18 protein-coding genes and 3 tRNA genes are annotated in these 18401 nt (G+C 46.1%); 18 read left to right on the top strand and 3 right to left on the bottom strand.

Annotation, left to right across the window (positions count from 1 at the left end):
• Window positions 1–198: 198 nt before the first annotated feature.
• The 8 genes from BKB51_RS06435 to BKB51_RS06400 all read left to right on the top strand — a co-directional run bounded on the left by BKB51_RS06435 (window position 199) and on the right by BKB51_RS06400 (window position 8150).
• Complete coding sequence (locus BKB51_RS06435; RefSeq protein ID WP_085900307.1) at window positions 199–942, top strand: DUF4197 domain-containing protein; 744 nt, start codon at window positions 199–201, stop codon at window positions 940–942.
• A 149-nt stretch (window positions 943–1091) separates the two neighbouring features.
• A tRNA-Leu gene (locus tag BKB51_RS06430) sits at window positions 1092–1176 on the top strand.
• A gap of 105 nt (window positions 1177–1281) precedes the next feature.
• The gene (gene tig / locus BKB51_RS06425; protein WP_085900306.1) at window positions 1282–2709 is read left to right on the top strand and encodes a trigger factor; all 1428 of its coding nucleotides are present in this window, start codon (window positions 1282–1284) and stop codon (window positions 2707–2709) included.
• A 145-nt stretch (window positions 2710–2854) separates the two neighbouring features.
• Window positions 2855–3499 (top strand): ATP-dependent Clp endopeptidase proteolytic subunit ClpP, encoded by a 645-nt coding sequence (gene clpP / locus BKB51_RS06420; protein WP_085900305.1) that lies wholly within the window; start codon window positions 2855–2857, stop codon window positions 3497–3499.
• A gap of 187 nt (window positions 3500–3686) precedes the next feature.
• The gene (gene clpX / locus BKB51_RS06415; protein ID WP_085900304.1) at window positions 3687–4952 is read left to right on the top strand and encodes an ATP-dependent Clp protease ATP-binding subunit ClpX; all 1266 of its coding nucleotides are present in this window, start codon (window positions 3687–3689) and stop codon (window positions 4950–4952) included.
• Window positions 4953–5086: 134 nt separating this feature from the next.
• Window positions 5087–7486, top strand: a complete 2400-nt coding sequence (gene lon, locus BKB51_RS06410) for an endopeptidase La (RefSeq protein ID WP_085900303.1) — start codon at window positions 5087–5089, stop codon at window positions 7484–7486.
• A 168-nt stretch (window positions 7487–7654) separates the two neighbouring features.
• Window positions 7655–7930 carry an HU family DNA-binding protein gene (locus BKB51_RS06405; RefSeq protein WP_046505047.1) on the top strand — a complete coding sequence of 92 codons (276 nt, stop codon included), beginning with the start codon at window positions 7655–7657 and terminating at the stop codon, window positions 7928–7930.
• A 144-nt stretch (window positions 7931–8074) separates the two neighbouring features.
• A tRNA-Val gene (locus BKB51_RS06400) sits at window positions 8075–8150 on the top strand.
• Window positions 8151–8449: 299 nt separating this feature from the next.
• On the opposite strand, the gene BKB51_RS06395 is transcribed toward BKB51_RS06400, so the two are convergent.
• Window positions 8450–8971, bottom strand: coding sequence for a CBS domain-containing protein (locus BKB51_RS06395; protein ID WP_085900302.1), 522 nt, complete (start codon window positions 8969–8971; stop codon window positions 8450–8452).
• A gap of 83 nt (window positions 8972–9054) precedes the next feature.
• On the opposite strand from BKB51_RS06395, the gene BKB51_RS20960 reads away from it, so the two are divergent.
• Window positions 9055–9240 (top strand): hypothetical protein, encoded by a 186-nt coding sequence (locus BKB51_RS20960; protein ID WP_085900301.1) that lies wholly within the window; start codon window positions 9055–9057, stop codon window positions 9238–9240.
• Window positions 9241–9390: 150 nt separating this feature from the next.
• Here the strand turns inward: BKB51_RS20960 and nqrM are convergent, their stop codons facing one another.
• Window positions 9391–9540 carry a (Na+)-NQR maturation NqrM gene (gene nqrM / locus BKB51_RS21295; RefSeq protein ID WP_198946668.1) on the bottom strand — a complete coding sequence of 50 codons (150 nt, stop codon included), beginning with the start codon at window positions 9538–9540 and terminating at the stop codon, window positions 9391–9393.
• A gap of 87 nt (window positions 9541–9627) precedes the next feature.
• Entirely contained in the window at window positions 9628–10578 is a 951-nt protein-coding gene (locus BKB51_RS06380) for an FAD:protein FMN transferase (protein WP_198946667.1), read from the bottom strand.
• A gap of 252 nt (window positions 10579–10830) precedes the next feature.
• On the opposite strand from BKB51_RS06380, the gene BKB51_RS06375 reads away from it, so the two are divergent.
• From BKB51_RS06375 to BKB51_RS06335, 9 genes are all read left to right on the top strand, one after another.
• Window positions 10831–12180, top strand: a complete 1350-nt coding sequence (locus BKB51_RS06375; RefSeq protein WP_198946666.1) for a Na(+)-translocating NADH-quinone reductase subunit A — start codon at window positions 10831–10833, stop codon at window positions 12178–12180.
• Between the two features lie 4 nt (window positions 12181–12184).
• Window positions 12185–13384 (top strand): NADH:ubiquinone reductase (Na(+)-transporting) subunit B, encoded by a 1200-nt coding sequence (locus tag BKB51_RS06370; RefSeq protein ID WP_085900298.1) that lies wholly within the window; start codon window positions 12185–12187, stop codon window positions 13382–13384.
• Entirely contained in the window at window positions 13377–14183 is an 807-nt protein-coding gene (locus BKB51_RS06365; protein WP_085900297.1) for a Na(+)-translocating NADH-quinone reductase subunit C, read from the top strand. Before BKB51_RS06370 ends, BKB51_RS06365 begins: the two co-directional genes overlap by 8 nt.
• Complete coding sequence (locus tag BKB51_RS06360) at window positions 14183–14836, top strand: NADH:ubiquinone reductase (Na(+)-transporting) subunit D (RefSeq protein WP_085900296.1); 654 nt, start codon at window positions 14183–14185, stop codon at window positions 14834–14836. Before BKB51_RS06365 ends, BKB51_RS06360 begins: the two co-directional genes overlap by 1 nt.
• Complete coding sequence (gene nqrE, locus BKB51_RS06355; protein WP_046505065.1) at window positions 14836–15444, top strand: NADH:ubiquinone reductase (Na(+)-transporting) subunit E; 609 nt, start codon at window positions 14836–14838, stop codon at window positions 15442–15444. Before BKB51_RS06360 ends, nqrE begins: the two co-directional genes overlap by 1 nt.
• A 13-nt stretch (window positions 15445–15457) precedes the next feature.
• Entirely contained in the window at window positions 15458–16681 is a 1224-nt protein-coding gene (nqrF, locus tag BKB51_RS06350) for an NADH:ubiquinone reductase (Na(+)-transporting) subunit F (RefSeq protein ID WP_085900295.1), read from the top strand.
• A 431-nt stretch (window positions 16682–17112) separates the two neighbouring features.
• Window positions 17113–17189 (top strand) — tRNA-Asp (locus BKB51_RS06345).
• Window positions 17190–17479: 290 nt separating this feature from the next.
• Complete coding sequence (locus BKB51_RS06340) at window positions 17480–17851, top strand: NADH-quinone oxidoreductase subunit A (protein WP_047763619.1); 372 nt, start codon at window positions 17480–17482, stop codon at window positions 17849–17851.
• On the top strand, window positions 17842–18396 hold the full coding sequence (locus BKB51_RS06335) for a NuoB/complex I 20 kDa subunit family protein (protein WP_046505071.1): 555 nt from the start codon (window positions 17842–17844) through the stop codon (window positions 18394–18396). The genes BKB51_RS06340 and BKB51_RS06335 overlap by 10 nt, the downstream gene beginning before the upstream one ends.
• The last annotated feature ends 5 nt before the right edge of the window (window positions 18397–18401 follow it).

Raw genomic sequence — 18401 nt, 5'->3', positions numbered from 1 at the left:
ATGATTTACGTATATATACGCGCTTTCCGAATCTGTTATATGTGTAGATGTTTAGCCCAGCTCTTCTTCGTGGTTGTTTTATCGTTCGTGTAGGGAAGCCTATACTTCTCTCTTCACGTCTAGAGCAAGAATTATGCTAAACAACGATAAGAGCTAGCTTCGGTTAGGTAATTTTTACATCAGGTTCGGAATATCTCTATGTTCAAAAAGTCCATTACAGTTTCTGCTGTTTTATCATTTACGCTTCTCACCGTACCAGCACAGGCAGATTTGTTTAGTGAGGGTCTTAAAATACTCAATGGCGGGGAAGCCACGCAGGAAGGGCAAAGCCAAGGGGATTTGAGCGTAGGAGAAATCTCAACGGGCTTGAAAGAAGCTTTGCGGGTCGGGTCGTCTCGTGTGGTTGATCAGGTCAGTTTGAGAGATGGTTTCAATGGGGATAACAACATCCATATTCCCCTGCCTGAAAACCTGAAGCGAGTTCAGGGGGCATTGCGTCGTGTTGGCTTGTCTTCCATGGCAGATGATCTGGAGCTTAAGCTCAATCGCGGTGCGGAAAAAGCATCTGTTGAAGCGCGTGAACTTTTCCTTGATACGATTTCAAAAATGACGCTGGAAGATGCACGCCGAATTTATGACGGACGCAATGACGAGGCGACAAGGTATTTTCAGGAAAAAATGAGCCCTGAATTAAAAGAGAGATTTAAACCGATTATTGATCGTACGCTTTCAGAGGTTGGTGCAGTGAACAGTTACGAAGAAATGATTTCCAGCTACAATGCGATTCCTTTTGTACCTGACGTAAAGGCTGATTTGACCGATTATACTGTTTCAAAGGCGCTGGAAGGGCTGTTTTACTATCTGGCAAAGGAAGAAGAGCAGATTCGTCAGAATCCGGTAGCTCGAACAACAGAGATTCTAAAAAATGTTTTTGGTTCCTGATGGAAAAATCGTGATTGGCAGTATTCCGGGGTTTTTTGACGGATTAGTGAAAAACGTGATGAGAAAATCAAAAAAAAATAACAAAATTGAAAAGTCTTAGTTGCGTACTCCGTAATGATGTATTAAACCCCTCCAAATCGAGACGAAATGCGGGTGTGGCGGAATTGGTAGACGCACCAGATTTAGGTTCTGGCGCCGAGAGGCGTGGAGGTTCAAGTCCTCTCACCCGCACCATTTCGAAACTAATTTGTTTGACCCTGGAAGGCCAGCGCTGCCCGGGCAGCTTGCTTTTGTCCTCCCAGGTCTTTTTTACGTGAAAATGAAAGGCGTCGCCGGCAAATGCAGGTAACTGAGACAAACGCGGACAATCTGAAACGCGAATTTACGGTGGTCGTTCCCGCCAATGACATCGACGCAAAAATCGATAGTCGTCTGGTTGAGCTGAGTTCTCAAGTCAAGCTCCCAGGCTTCCGTCCTGGCAAAGTTCCAATGAAATTGATGAAGCAACGTTACGGTAAATCCGTGATGGGTGAAGTTCTTGAAGCATTGGTGAACGAAACTTCTCAGGAAGTGATTTCAGAGCGTAGTCTCCGTCCTGCGATGCAGCCTAAAATCGAAGTTACTTCTTTTGATGACGGTAAAGACCTCGAATATTCCATCGCTTTCGAAATCATCCCTGATATCGAGCCAATGGATTTCGCTAAACTGAATCTTGAAAAGCTTTCTGTTGATGTTCCTGCAGAAGAAGTTGACGATTCACTTGGTCGTATTGCTGAAAACCACAAAACAACTCAGCCGCTGAAACGTAAGCGTAAAGCTAAAGAAGGCGATGTTGTAACAATCGACTTCAAAGGTACTGTTGGTGGTGAAGCGCTTCCTGGTATGGCTGGTGATGATTTCAAACTGGAACTTGGTTCTGGTCAGTTCATCCCGGGCTTTGAAGAGCAGGTTGTTGGTGCGAACATTGATGATGATGTAACTGTAAACGTTACTTTCCCTGAAGGTTACGGCAACGAAAAGCTGTCCGGTCAAGATGCTGTCTTTGAAGTAAAAGTAAAAGACATCGAAGAGACTGTTGCTGCTGAAATTGATGACGCTCTTGCTGAGAAGCTTGGTGAAGAGAGCCTCGAAAAGCTTAAAGAGCGCGTTGCTGAGCAAGTTAAAGCTGAATATGACCGCATTGCACATTCTCACCTGAAACGTGAAGTTCTTGATCAGCTTGCTGATAACCATGACTTTGATGTTCCAGAAGCAATGGTTGAAGCTGAATTTGACGGTATCTGGAAACAGATCGAAGCCGACAAAGAGCAAGGCAAGCTTGATGAAGAAGATGCTGCTAAGTCAGAAGACGAGCTAAAAGCCGAGTATCAGGATATCGCTGTACGTCGTGTTCGTCTTGGTCTGCTTCTTTCCGAAGTTGGTGGAAAGAACGAGATTGATGTTACTCAAGAAGAATTGAACGCTGCTCTTCTTCAAGAAGCACGTAACTATCCTGGTCAAGAACAGGCTGTTTTCGAGTTCTATCAAAAGAACCCGCAAGCCCTTGCTAACCTTCGTGCGCCAGTGTTTGAAGATAAAGTTGTTGATTTCATCGTTGATCTTGCAAAGGTTACAGAGAAATCAATTTCTCCTGATGACCTGCGCAAGCAGATTGAAGCTGAAAATGCTGCTGTTTCTAAAAAGAAACCAGCTAAAAAGGCTGCTGCAAAGAAGGCACCGGCCAAGAAGCCAGCTAAAAAAGCTGCTGCTAAAAAGGCAGATGCTTAAGGTCTGATCACCTTAATAAAACTAAACGTGTTGTATGGGTTGTGCGAATCTCTCGCGCAACCCATATTACTTTCTAGTGAGATATAGTTAACGAGCTTAATTTGTTAATTAATATGCGACACGCGAATTACGTTGAGGGGAAGCTATGAGTGATCCACGCGATATATATATGAATACTCTCGTTCCTATGGTTGTTGAGCAAACAAGCCGCGGTGAACGATCTTATGATATCTACTCAAGGCTTCTAAAAGAGCGAATTATCTTTCTAACTGGTCAGGTTAACGATCAGGTAGCTAGCCTTATATGCGCTCAATTGCTGTTCCTTGAATCTGATAATCCAAAGAAAGATATTTCTTTCTACATCAACTCACCTGGCGGTGTGGTGACGTCTGGTTTGGCAATGTATGACACCATGCAATACATAAAACCGGAAGTTTCCACCGTGTGTGTGGGACAGGCTATGTCTGCAGGATCTTTATTGTTGATGTCCGGCGCAAAGGGTAAACGCTTTGCTCTCCCGAATTCAAAGGTCATGATCCATCAGCCTTCTGGCGGATTCCAGGGGCAGGTCACAGATATTGAAATTCACGCAAAAGATATCATCGATACCAGATCTCGCCTGAACGGCCTCTATGCCGACCATTGTGGTCAGCCGATTGAGGTTATCGAGCAGGGAATGGAGCGTGATAACTTTATGACGCCTGATGAAGCCAAGAAATTTGGTTTGATTGATGAGGTGATTTCTCATCGTGAAGCGGATGCAGGCGATAAGGACGATGCATCTAAATAATTAGTAATTTGATCAGCACTGGGAAGAGTTCATTAACGAAGCTTTGTTATCCTCATCATAAATGGCAGGTACTTTATTGGTAATTGTCGAGGTATTTTGCTTATTACATGGATTTTTCCCATTGTGCGGGTCGGGTCTGTCTGTCAACATGACCTATATTGGGAATTGATTTCGAGGCTCATACGTAATGTCAAAATCGAGCGATAACGACTCGAAAAATACTCTCTACTGTTCCTTCTGTGGCAAGAGCCAGCATGAAGTTCGCAAGCTGATTGCGGGACCCACCGTCTTTATTTGTGACGAGTGTGTCGAACTATGTATGGATATCATTCGTGAAGAACATAAATCATCATTGGTAAAATCTGGTGACGGGGTACCTTCGCCTCAGGATATCTGTGATGTGTTAAACGATTATGTCATCGGACAGGGACACGCTAAAAAAGTTCTCTCTGTGGCTGTGCATAATCATTACAAACGTCTGGCACATGGGAACAAATCTGGCGATGTAGAACTTGCCAAATCCAACATTATGCTCGTTGGGCCAACCGGTTGTGGTAAAACACTTCTGGCGCAAACTCTGGCGAGAATTCTGGATGTTCCCTTTACCATGGCTGATGCGACGACACTGACTGAAGCAGGGTATGTTGGTGAAGATGTTGAGAATATCATTCTCAAGCTTCTGCAGTCTGCTGATTACAATGTTGAACGCGCTCAACGTGGTATCGTCTATATTGACGAGGTCGATAAAATCAGCCGGAAGTCTGATAACCCATCCATCACACGCGATGTGTCTGGTGAGGGGGTTCAGCAGGCGCTGTTGAAAATTATGGAAGGCACTGTTGCTTCTGTTCCGCCACAAGGTGGACGGAAACATCCGCAACAGGAATTCCTTCAGGTCGACACGACGAACATTCTCTTCATCGTCGGTGGGGCTTTTGCGGGACTGGATAAAATTATCTCTGGTCGAGGCAAAGGATCGTCCATTGGGTTTGGGGCAGATGTTGTCGGGCCTGACGAGCGAAGAATGGGTGACATTCTGCGTGAAGTTGAGCCGGAAGATCTGTTGAAATTCGGTTTGATCCCTGAATTTGTTGGTCGTCTGCCAGTTGTTGCTACTCTGGAAGATCTCGATGCTGATGCATTGGTAGAAATTCTGTCCCAGCCAAAGAATGCCTTGGTAAAGCAGTATAGACGTCTGTTCGATATGGAAGATGTTTCGCTGACCTTTACTGATGGTGCTCTTTTGGGAATTGCTGAAAAGGCAATTGAACGGAAAACCGGTGCACGTGGTTTGCGTTCTATCATGGAAGGTATTCTTCTTGATACAATGTATGAACTGCCAGGTCTTAAAGGTGTCGAAGAGATTGTTATTAATAGTGAAGTTGTAAATGGTAAGGCACAACCTCTCTATATCTATGGTGATAGCAAGGAAGAGACCGGCACGGACGCGTAACTTTTGAGGGCCATTCGTTTGTTAATGGCTTGAAGGTTACGTACCTGTTCTTATCTATATAGTTGTTTATTTTATGGGGGGTGAGCGATCACCCCCTAGACTCTGTTTTTAAGCCAGCGAGCTTGTGAGGATATATGTTGGAAATTTCTCACGGTGATGTTTATCCCGTACTCCCTTTACGTGACATAGTTGTCTTCCCGCATATGATTGTTCCCCTATTCGTCGGACGTGATAAATCTGTTCGTGCGCTTGAAGATGTGATGAAGGAAGACAAGCAGATCCTGCTTGTGACACAGAAAAATGCGTCCCAGGATGATCCGAGTCCTTCTGATATCTACACTGTAGGTACTATCGGTACGGTTCTTCAGTTGCTGAAGTTACCTGACGGTACCGTTAAGGTTCTGGTTGAAGGTGCACGTCGTGCGAAGATTACGAAGTTTTCTGATAACGAAGATTTCTTCCAGGCTGAAGCGGAGCCACTGGACGATGATGACGGAGATGAAAGAGAACTTGATGCTCTTTCAAGAAGCGTTGTTTCCCAGTTCGAGCAATATATTAAGCTGAACAAAAAGATTCCACCGGAAGTTCTGGTTTCTATTAACCAGATCGACGAATCTAGTAAACTTGCAGACACTGTTGCGTCGCATCTGTCGTTGAAAATTTCCGAGAAGCAAGAGCTTCTGGAGTGTGAGACAATTGCGGAGCGTCTGGAAAAAATTTACGGCTTTATGGAAGGCGAAATTGGCGTTCTTCAAGTCGAAAAAAGAATTCGGAATCGCGTTAAGCGCCAAATGGAAAAAACTCAGCGCGAGTACTATTTGAATGAGCAGTTAAAAGCTATCCAAAAAGAACTTGGCGAAGGGGAAGATGGTAGGGATGAGCTTGCCGAACTTGAAGACAAGATCGCAAAAACCAAGCTGACCAAAGAAGCCAGAGAAAAGTCCACGACGGAACTGAAAAAGCTGCGCAACATGAGCCCCATGTCTGCCGAAGCAACAGTTGTTCGCAACTATCTCGATTGGATGCTTTCTATTCCCTGGAAGAAGCGCAGCAAAATCAAAAAAGATATTCCCAATGCCGGAAAAGTTCTTGATGAAGAACATTTCGGTCTGGAGAAGGTCAAAGAACGTATTTTGGAATATTTGGCTGTTCAGCAGCGGATGCGTAAAGTCAAAGGCCCGATTCTTTGTCTCGTTGGTCCTCCGGGGGTTGGTAAAACATCTTTGGGTAAGTCGATTGCACGAGCGACGGGGCGTAATTTTGTCCGCATGAGCCTGGGTGGCGTACGCGATGAATCCGAAGTACGCGGCCATCGTCGTACCTATATCGGATCTATGCCGGGTAAAGTTATTCAGGGAATGAAGAAAGCCAAATCTTCTAACCCGCTATTCCTGTTGGATGAGATTGATAAGCTTGGTAATGACTGGCGTGGTGATCCATCTTCGGCGTTGCTAGAAGTGCTGGATCCAGAGCAGAACAACACATTTAACGATCACTATCTCGAAGTTGATTATGATCTTTCTGATGTGATGTTTGTGACCACTGCAAACTCATTACGTATGCCGCAACCTTTGCTTGATCGTATGGAGATCATTCGAATCCCGGGTTATACCGAAGATGAGAAACTCCAGATTGCGATACGTCATTTGTTGCCAAAGCAGATGAAAGATCATGGTGTCAAAAAAGAAGAGTGGTCTATTGATGATGAAGCCCTTCGTAAACTGATACAGCACTATACGCGTGAAGCAGGTGTTCGTAGTCTGGAACGTGAAGTTGCAAAGCTATTGCGTAAGGCTGTGAAAGAGATTGAGATGGGCACAACGGATACCGTTCATGTGACCATCGATAATCTTGGCGAATTTGCTGGCATTCAGCGTTACCGTTATGGCGAAGCTGAGCAGAAAGATCTGGTTGGTGTCGTTACCGGTCTAGCCTGGACAGAGGTTGGTGGTGAGTTGCTGACAATCGAATCAGTTACCGTTTCTGGGAAAGGCAAAGTTTCTGCGACAGGTAAACTTGGGGATGTGATGAAAGAATCCATCCAGGCTGCAGAATATTTTGTGAAGAGCCGTAGCCTGGAATTTGGTATCAAGCCGTCCCTGTTCGATAAAAAAGACATTCACGTACACGTACCAGAGGGAGCGACTCCTAAAGATGGACCTTCGGCTGGTGTGGCAATGGTGACCTCTATTGTCTCTGTTTTGACAGGAACACCGATTCGACATGACGTAGCAATGACTGGTGAGGTCACTTTGCGTGGTCGGGTGCTTCCGATTGGCGGTTTAAAAGAAAAAATGATGGCTGCGCTTCGTGGAAACATAAAAACGGTCATTATTCCGAAGGAAAACGAAAAAGATTTAGCTGATATTCCTGATAATGTTCTTCAGGGACTCAAGGTAATACCTTGCTCTACGGTCGATGAGGTCCTTAAAGAGGCGCTTTCAGAGAATCTGACGCCTATTGAGGATTGGAACGAAGGAAGTGATGCAGAAAAGCATCATGAAAGTGATCGTGAGGGGGTAATTACGCACTAGTTGTGCTATTTGTGGGGCAAGATAGATAAAATGCTACCAAAACCCTTGGGATTCGGTCGTTTCTTGCATTGACGTCGCTGCCATTAGCGATCTACAATCACCCCACAATCAAGAAGTCGTTAGACACTTTTTTCAATCTTACCCGTATAATTAGAGGGGGGGTCAACCATGAATAAAAATGATTTGGTCGCAGCTGTAGCTGACAAAACTGGTCTATCCAAGGCCGATGCAGGTAAAGCTATCGACGGTGTGTTCGAAGCTGTAACAGATGCTCTAACCGGTGGTGACGAAGTTCGTCTCGTTGGTTTCGGTACTTTCAGCGTAGCTGCACGTGCTGCTTCTCAGGGTCGTAACCCACGTACTGGTGAGGTTATCCAGATTCCTGCTTCTAAGCAGCCTAAGTTTAAAGCCGGTAAAGGCTTGAAAGACGCTGTAAACAAGTAATAACTGTTTGTAGTTGTTAATGAAAAACCGGTTAGCCTTTGGCTAGCCGGTTTTTTTTTGTTTATTGTCAATTTTGTGTAATTTTACTCTTGCCAAGGGCGGCGAATCACCTTAAAAGCTCCTTCATCAGACGAGACGTCTGGTGGGCGATTAGCTCAGTTGGTAGAGCATCTCGTTTACACCGAGAGGGTCGGCAGTTCGAGCCTGTCATCGCCCACCAGACGTCTTAATAAAAACGGCGCTTCATTTTTTGAAGCGCCGTTTTTGTTTCTATAAATCAATATGTTACGATTCTATTCTGGAACAGTAATTTAAGAATAAGAATCTGCTTACGCTGTCAGGTACCGTTTTTTTCGATCAATCTCTATGATGCTTGTAAGCGTTTTTAAATGGCATATAGCGTGGGCAAGGTCTGTCGTTTTAGTCTTAACGTCAGTTAAGAGAAGAGTATAAGGATAGCCTGAGAGAACGCTACAGATGCTGATCTTAAAAACTATCCCGCAATGAATCTTGAATATGCTAACCCACTACAAGCTGTTTTAGTTGTAATGTCTCGTACTCAAGCTCATTGAGGCGGTAGTTCACAACATCCCCGATGGTAACGACACCAACAAGCTTTTTGCCCTCCATAACGGGCATATGCCGAAAGCGACCATCCGTCATACGCCGAAGAACGGATACAAGCGCTTCGTCCCGAGTACAAACCTCAACATTGCTTGTCATGACTTGTTCGACTTTATGAGGCAGGGTGCGCCCCGGTGTTTCGGCTAGTTTACGGACTATATCGCGCTCAGAGAGGATACCGAGTAAGGTATTGTCGGAGTCTGTGACGACTAAAGCCCCGATCCGTTTTTCGCTGAGCAGTTCAACTGCTTTTCCCAAGTTGTCTAGAGGACTAATAGAAAAAACATCATCGCCTTTATTTGCGATAATATTTTGCACTGTGGCTGTGCCGGCAGCAAAGTTAGATTGTGTTGACTGACTAACGGTTTTTTTCTGCTGGTTATCGCTTTTTCGTGGTGCTTGATAGGTTGTAGGCATAAGAAGCATCCTGACTTGATTGTCATAATGGACTGTGCTTAATAACTATAAGACAAATCATTTACTTAGGGAAGTCTTGCTTTTTGATCACGATAACTCTGGCTCCCTGGAGCGCGACGTTAATTTTCGTAATCGCCTGTCTGGCTGGCTATAAATATCGCCGGGTCTGGAAGGCGGAGGGACCAACATGGCAATTATGGATTTCCGGCCTTATAGCAGCAAGTTGCCTGTTAGTATTGGGCTTTGTACCTCTGTCGACCGGATCTTAACTCATTCGATTTTTATAAGAGGAAACCCTGAGTAGCTGGATATTTTGTTAAGCTAGCTGTTCCTAATTTTTATAGAATAAAAAAAACCTCTCTAACTCTTTGGCTAGAGAGGATTTTTCAATGAATGAATTGCTCTTTATTGAGCTGGCCTTAACTTTGTTTTACCTTCGCGCGTGGACAATTCAGCCTGTCCCGTAGCGGGCTGTTCGGATCGACTTCCTTATTACATACCAAGCAATGATCAGCATCACTGATAGCATTCAAGCCACCACAGCTACCTTTGATCGTCTTGCCTTGCATAATGACGCCAATTGCCATGCCGAGGACGAGTAGGGCTAAGATGCCGAATGCTAAAAAGAAGGTAGCCACTGGTCTGTTATCCGATCTCTAAGCTTGCATTTCACTAAAACGCGCGCTTGGCGTTGTGATAAACTTAGTATGGGTAGCATTGCTGTCACGTTCAATGAACAATACAGCCATCTCACGATTATTTGCAATTTCCAGACCGCGTTCTTTACCGAGCACCAGCATTGCAGTCGCCCAGGCATCAGCCAGCATGGCATTTTCTGTCAGCACAGTAACGGATGCCGTTGTGTGCGTGATTGGACGACCTGTTTTGGTGTCAATGATATGCGAGTAACGTACACCGTCTTGCTCAAAGTAGTTACGGTAATCACCAGATGTCGCCATACCCATATTTGAGAGGCCGACAACTTCGTGCATTGTGCGGTCGTGTGCATCGGGTGTTTCTATACCTATCTGCCATGGTGTACCATCCGGGTTGAGGCCGGCTGTGTAAAGATCGCCGCCGATCTCGACCATGAAATCCTTAATTCCATAGCTTTCGAGTTTGCGGGCGATGACATCAACACCATAGCCTTTACCGATAGCAGAGAGATAAATCTCTGTTCCAGGTGTCTGTTTCTGGAGAGATTGCTCAGAAACGCGCAACGTTCTGTTTTGGCCTGATGTACGCAGAGTTGCTTCGATTGCTTCGGCTGTTGGTGTTTGCGCGGTGTTGTCTGCCGCGCCGAACCCCCAAAGATCAATGAGGGGACCAACTGTCACATCGAATTGACCGTCACTGGCGGCATGTACCGTATCAGCTGCATTCATAACCTCTGCCAGAGCAGGGGAAACGGCAATCGAGTCGGTTGATGTCGATGCATTGAAGCGTGAAATTTCTGATGTCGCATCCCAGTTTGATAGCTGTGCATTTACCTGCAACAAAGCCTTATCAATATCTGTACGCAGTTCTTCTTCTGATAAAGACTGTGTGTGATCGACCGCTACAATAGAGTAGTTGGTGCCCATGGTGAAACCGGCGACTTTTAACACCGACGCTGATGATCCCAATTTGCAAGCGCTTAGAGCGGCTAGGCAAGCTGGCATTATCATGAAATTCCGGCGCGAAATGAGGAAATTATCCGGCACTATTATGGCCTCCGTGCTAATATAAAAGCGAGTTTCATTGGCTTATGGGCGAGTTTTATAGCAGATTCAACAAAAAATTAAGTCTTTGTGGTCAAAAAAGTACTTTAAGAGGCAGCATAATTGTCGCATAAGGGCTAAAAATTTTTACAGGACTGCATGAACGTGCCGAAATTCTCGTTACGAAAAGGTCTTGATGTTCCTGTGCTGGGGGCACCCGAGCCTGGAATCAAAGATCCTGCTACTGTTGGCTCCGTTGCTATATTAGGCGCGGACTATATCGGCCTGAAGCCGCGACTTGCGGTTCAGGAAGGGGACGTTGTTGGGGCAGGTACCCCCATTCTTTCTCATAAAGATACACCCGAAGTTATGGTTACTTCACCAGTTTCTGGTCGGGTTCTGGCAATTAATCGCGGCGCGCGGCGTGTGTTGGTTAGTGTCGTTATTGACATTGACGAGAAAGCTGCTGAGCCGGTTGATTTTTCAAATGTCGGTGATGTCTCTACTGCAGAGGGCTTAACCAAGCGTCTGTGCGCGTCAGGGCTCTGGACATCGTTTCGCACCAGACCTTATTCCAAGGTGCCTGCGCCTGAAAGCAAACCATCTGCTATTTTCGTCACCGCTATGGATTCAGAACCGCTCTCGGCTGATCCGGCAGAAATTATCGCTGATGAAGCGGATGCTTTCCGCAAAGGGCTTGAGGCAGTTAGCTCGCTTACAGAAGGTAAGACCTACCTCTGCCAAGCGCCCGATGCTGATATTCCCGGTTCAGATAATTCTGCAGTAACGGTTGCAAATTTCTCTGGTCCGCATCCGGCAGGTCTGGCTGGCACGCATGTGCATTTTCTCGCGCCGCCAAAAGGTGATCAGGCTGTCTGGACAATCGGATATTCTGATGTGATCTCTATTGGCAAGCTTCTATCCACTGGCCGTTATGATGCTAGCCGCGTTGTTGCTTTGACCGGCCCGCTTTGTGCCAAGCCTCGTTTGGTTCGTACGGTAGCTGGTGCATCGATGACAGATCTGGTCGCCCAAGATATTCCGGGGGACACACCTGTTCGCATGATATCTGGATCAATCCTTAGTGGTCGTATGGGCGAGGGCGAAGATGGCTATCTTGGTCGCTATGCGCGTCAGATCACATTGATCGAAGAAGATCAGAAACAAATTACGATGGGCTGGATCCTACCAATGCCGTCGAAATATTCTGTACAGCCAGTGTTAGGATCTGCTTTTTCAAAGAAGCTTTACGCTTTGACGTCAAACCTTAACGGTGGACGTAGGGCCATGGTGCCGCTTGGTACTTTTGAAGAACTGATGCCGCAGGATTATTTACCGACGCAGCTATTACGTGCGCTTTTGGTGATGGATACAGATCAGGCACAGGCGCTTGGCGCGATGGAACTGGACGAAGAAGACCTGGGCCTAGTCGGCTTTGCTTGTCCGGCCAAATACGAATATGGCATGGCGCTGCGCGACTGCCTTAACAAGATCGAAAAGGAGGGCTGATCACGTGGGTATTCGCAACTTTTTCGATCGCATAGAGCCTCATTTCATCAATGGTGGTAAATACGAGAAGTTCTTCCCAATCTATGAAATGGTTGAGAGTTTTCTCTATACACCAAAAACGGTAACTAAAGTCGCGCCGCATGCAAGATCTTATGTGGATATGAAGCGCATCATGACCTATGTGGTCATTGCGACGATCCCTTGCATTTTGATCGGCCTGTATAATGTTGGGTTTCAGACTAATACGGCAATGGAAGTTCACAGCTCGTCCGGTTGGCGGATATGGCTTCTCGATTTGTTGGGGGTTGGTTTTAACCCGGATAATCCCATAGCCAATTTCCTGCATGGGCTGCTTTATTTCCTTCCGATCTACATTGTAACACTCGTTGTTGGCGGTATTTGGGAAGTTATCTTTGCGACGGTACGAGGGCACGAAGTTAACGAAGGTTTCCTCGTTACCTCAATGCTTTATGCGTTGATCTTACCACCAAGTGCTCCCTTGTGGCAGGTGGCTCTCGGTATCTCTTTTGGTGTGGTCATTGGTAAAGAGGTATTTGGTGGAACGGGTAAGAACTTTCTTAATCCTGCGCTTACCGGGCGTGCCTTCCTCTATTTTGCCTATCCCGCGCAAATGTCAGGTGAAACCATCTGGACGCCTGTTGATGGTTTCTCTGGTGCGACCGCACTTTCTGTAAGTGCTTCTGATGGTTTTTCGGAGTTAGCAGCACGCGGGATCGATTGGACTAGTGCCTTTATCGGTACGATCCAGGGATCTATTGGTGAGACCTCTACACTGGCTTGTTTAATCGGGTTGAGCTTTTTACTGATCACCAAGATTGCTAATTGGCGCTTGGTTGTCGGTTGCTTGGGCGGGATGATAGGCTTTTCTTTGCTTCTCAACTGGGTTGGATCTGACAGTAACCCGATGTTTGCTATGCCTTGGTACTGGCATCTTGTAACGGGTGGTTTTGCTTTTGGCCTGGCCTTTATGGTTACGGAGCCTGTTTCTGCCAGTCATACCAATGTCGGACGCTATATCTATGGTGCATTGATTGGCTTTATGGTGGTGATGATCCGTGTGATAAATCCTGCTTTCCCCGAGGGCATGATGCTCGCCATACTATTCGGAAATGTCTTTGCGCCGCTGATCGATTATTTCGTGGTGCAGGCTAATATTAAGCGGAGGGCAAAGCGTAATGCCTGACGAAAATAAAAAACCTGGATTGTTACGCCGTTTTCTTGATACACCACCGGATTCTGTGGGCAAGACGGTATTTGTTGCTGTAACACTCTGCCTTGTGGCTTCGATGATTGTGTCGGCTGTTGCGGTGTCTTTAAGACCTGTACAGGAGATCAATAAACTTAAAGATAAGCAAATCAATATCCTGCAGGTAGCTGGACTTTATAGCCCTGACACGGATGTGACCGAGGCGTTCAAGGTTTTCGAACCGCATGTGCTCGAGATCGAAACAGGTGAATTTACGGAGCAATTCGATGCAAGCACGTTTGATGATCGCGCAGCTGCGGATGACCCAGAGCTGTCAGTTGAGTTAACGGACGATCCTGCGTCTATTGGTCGACAAGCCAAGTTTGTCACTGTTTATCTTCTCCGTAATGAAGACGGTAGCCTCGACAAGGTAATCCTGCCTCTGCATGGGTATGGACTTTGGTCGACGCTCTATGGTTTTATCGCCGTAGAAGAAAACGCTAATGATATCTTTGGGCTACAGTTTTACAGTCACGCGGAAACACCGGGTCTGGGGGCTGAGGTTGATAACCCGCGTTGGAAGTCACTGTGGCGTGGTAAAAAGCTTTATGATGAGAATGACGTATTGCAGATTACAGTTGCCAAAACGGCGCCGCCTGCAGGACAGGAATTCCATGTCGACGCATTGGCAGGTGCAACACTGACGTCCAATGGTGTGGATAATCTGGTACGTTTCTGGATGGGCAAGGCGGGATATGCTCCCTTCCTAGAATCCGTTAAAGCGGGAGAGATCTAATGGCGCAGACTCCTAAAGAACTTATTCTTGACCCGATGGTCGATAATAATCCGATTACGCTACAGGTTCTTGGTATCTGTTCGGCGCTTGCGGTAACATCTTCTTTGCAGGTGGCGTTTGTCATGGCCCTTGCCGTGACGGCGGTTACAGCATTTGCATCGATGTTCATTTCCATGATCCGAAATCAGATTCCCGGTTCCATCCGGATTATTGTTCAGATGGTCATTATTGCGTCACTGGTAATTGTCGTTGATCAGGTTCTTAAAGCCTATGCTTTCGAGATTTCCAAAACGCTGTCTGTTTTTGTTGGTTTGATCATCACCAACTGTATTGTTATGGGCCGCGCAGAAGCCTTTGCGATGAAGAACCCACCAGTTGCATCTTTTATCGATGGGATTGGTAATGGTTTGGGCTATGGCTTGATTTTGATGCTTGTCGGTGTGATCCGTGAACTGTTTGGTTCCGGCTCGCTCTTTGGTGTGACTATACTTGAGACTGTGAATAACGGTGGTTGGTATGTACCGAACGGTCTCTTGTTACTGCCGCCTTCTGCCTTCTTTGTCATTGGTTTGCTTATCTGGGCGTTCCGTGCCTGGAAGCCAGAGCAGGTTGAAGAGCGTGATTATAAAATTCAAGTGGTTGAGGAACACTAATGGAAGAGCTGATCTCTCTAGCCGTAAAGGCGATTTTCGTTGAAAATCTGGCGCTTTCATTTTTCCTGGGTATGTGCACCTTTATTGCCGTGTCGAAAAAGATCGCGACTGCTATCGGTCTCGGTATTTCCGTGATGATTGTGCAGGCCATTACTGTGCCGGCAAACAATCTGATCCTGACTTATCTGCTGGCGCCGGGCGCTCTTTCCTGGGCGGGGTTCGATAATGTTGATCTGACTTTCCTTGGTCTGATTTCCTACATCGGCGTTATTGCTGCGCTGGTTCAGATCCTTGAAATGGTTTTGGATAAATATTTCCCACCGCTCTACAACGCTTTGGGGGTATTTCTGCCGCTGATTACGGTGAACTGTGCCATTCTTGGTGGTTCGCTCTTTATGGTCGAACGTGACTATAATTTTGCAGAGGCGACAACCTACGGCATTTCTTCCGGTTTTGGCTGGGCTTTGGCAATCACGGCGATGGCTGGTGTTCGGGAAAAACTAAAATATTCAGATATACCTGACGGTCTTCAGGGCCTTGGTATTACCTTCATCACTGCCGGCCTTATGGCGATGGCCTTCATGTCCTTTAGTGGCGTGAAACTGTAAAGGGGAGGCTCAATTGATCACATTTGGATTAGGCATCCTGCTTTTTACATTGATCGTTCTGGCACTTGTCACGATCATTCTCGCTGCACGCTCTAAACTGGTTTCTACCGGAAACGTTGATATTACCATTAACGGTGAGAAAACGATTTCTGTACCCGCTGGCGGAAAGCTGTTGCAAACACTGGCTGAGCAGAAGTTGTTTGTTCCTTCCGCCTGTGGTGGTGGTGGTACCTGTGCACAATGCCGGGTGAAGATTTTTTCAGGTGGTGGCTCTATTCTACCTACCGAGGAAAGCCATATCACAAAACGTGAAGCCTCTTGTGGCGACCGACTGTCATGTCAGGTCGCGGTCAAGCAGGATATGGAAATCGAAGTTCCTGAAGAAGTCTTTGGTGTCAAGAAGTGGGAGTGTACCGTTCGTTCAAACGAGAACGTGGCGACCTTTATTAAGTCTTTGATACTTGATTTACCCGAAGGCGAGGATGTGAATTTCCGCGCTGGTGGTTATATTCAGATTGAAGCCCCTGCGCACCAACTGACATATAAAGATTTCGATGTTGAGGAAGAGTATCGGGAAGATTGGGATAAGTTCAATCTTTGGCAGTTCGAGTCAACTGTTGTTGAGCCGGTTGAGCGCGCTTATTCAATGGCGAATTACCCGGAAGAACGCGGAATGATCATGCTTAATGTGCGTGTGGCATCGCCGCCACCGGGCACACAAGGTATTCCTCCGGGGCAGATGTCATCTTATATCTTTAACCTGAAGCCAGGTGATAAGGTGACGATCTCAGGACCTTTCGGTGAGTTCTTTGCCCGTGATACAGATAAGGAAATGGTCTTTATCGGTGGTGGTGCTGGTATGGCACCAATGCGCAGTCATATTTTTGATCAACTTAAGCGCCTAAAGAATAAAGATCGCAAGATTACATTCTGGTACGGCGCGCGTTCAAAGCGGGAAATGTTCTTTGTTGAGGACTTTGACCAGCTGGCTGCCGAGTTCCCGAACTTTACCTGGCATGTAGCGCTGTCTGATGCCTTGCCTGAAGATGACTGGGATGGTTATACGGGCTTTATCCATAATGTTCTTTATGATGAATACCTTAAGAACCATACAGCACCAGAAGATTGCGAATATTATATGTGTGGGCCGCCGATTATGAATTCTTCGGTGATTAACATGCTCCTTGAGCTCGGAGTCGACCGAGAAGATATTATGTTAGATGATTTCGGTGGTTAAAATCGAAGTTACAAATGGCCAGAGAGATACTCTGGCCATTTTTTTATGGAGCTTTATTTCTTATTTGTAGAAATGTTTGCCGCTAATACGGGCAAAAGCCATGAAGGCCAAGTTGTATACCTTATATTTTGATTCGTTAATTTGGACTTTGAGTGCAAAAGATAGTCTTATTTCATATTTAATAAGGACTTCTTTTAGATTCCCTGCAAAATAGATTGCTGCTTTATATGATTCTGTCGTGAAGATAGAGCTAGATTTTCAACTATAACCGGGCGAAAATCGATTCGTTAGATCATTGAAGCTAAAGGATTTTCTTCTTATTTCAGCCTTTATTCAAAAAACTAAAAAAAAACTGTCAAAAATCTATTCCGTCGCTTGACAGGGGGAGGGTACTACACTAAATAAACCCTCGTCCGCAGGGATGGTTATGTGGGGGTGTAGCTCAGTTGGTTAGAGCGCTGGCCTGTCACGCCAGAGGTCGCGAGTTCAAGTCTCGTCATCCTCGCCATCATTTTTTATGATACTCCTCGTATCCTTCAATACCCTCACACCTTTAATACATTGCAAATATTTATCCTGTAGAACGGAATGTGTTTTCTTTTGTTCTTCGGTTAATACTTGATTCTGCTACTAGGACATCATGATTTTTTTCTAGATTGTGGCGATTCTATGTTTGCTTATGTCGCCTTTGGGCGATATTTAGTACATACTTAAAAAATAGGGCCATAAAAGGCCTCTTGTCATATTCGACATGAAAGGCGATTTGTGCGGTAACCCTCGTGCAGATTGTATGGAGAGATGGGCTTAGATGGGATGTTGGCGGAATACCTGCCAATTCTGATCTTTCTCGGAATTGCAGTGGGTCTGGCTATCGCAATGATGCTAGCTTCTGTGATCATGGCTAAACAGCACCCTGATTCAGAGAAAATCAGTACTTATGAGTGTGGCTTCGAAGCGTTTGATGATGCGCGTGGCCGTTTTGATGTGCGCTTCTACCTAGTGGCAATCCTCTTCATTATTTTCGACCTTGAAGTAGCCTTCCTGTTCCCTTGGGCTGTATCACTTGGTGATATCGGTCTTTTTGGTTTCTGGTCGATGGTGATCTTTCTGGTCATTTTGACGATTGGCTTTGCATACGAATGGAAGAAAGGGGCATTGGAATGGGAGTAATCTCTAATCCAGCTCTCAAGCAAGGGGCACCGCTGCCGCCAGGTCCGGAACAAGATCTTGTTCTGCAAAACGTAGGCGAAGAACTCGCCGAACGTGGCTTTGTGTTGGCGCGTATGGATCAACTGACAGGTTGGGCGCAGTCAGGGTCACTATGGCCTATGACTTTTGGTCTGGCCTGTTGTGCGGTTGAAATGATGCATGCGGCATGTAGCCGTTATGACATGGACCGTTTTGGAATGGTTTTCCGTCCATCCCCCCGTCAGTCCGATGTGATGATCGTTGCAGGCACGCTTACCAACAAAATGGCGCCAGCCTTGCGTAAGGTTTATGACCAGATGCCAGAACCTCGTTGGGTTATCTCGATGGGGTCTTGTGCTAATGGTGGTGGCTATTATCACTATTCCTATTCTGTTGTTCGCGGTTGTGACCGGGTTGTTCCAGTAGATATCTACGTACCGGGGTGCCCGCCGACTGCTGAGGCACTTATTTACGGTATTCTTCAGCTTCAGAAGAAAATCAAACGAACCGCGAAATTCCGCAGGTAGCCTAT

This window comes from Kiloniella majae (genome assembly GCF_002118315.1).
Lineage (GTDB): Bacteria > Pseudomonadota > Alphaproteobacteria > Kiloniellales > Kiloniellaceae > Kiloniella > Kiloniella majae.
This window is presented reverse-complemented; position numbering and strand designations above follow the sequence as displayed.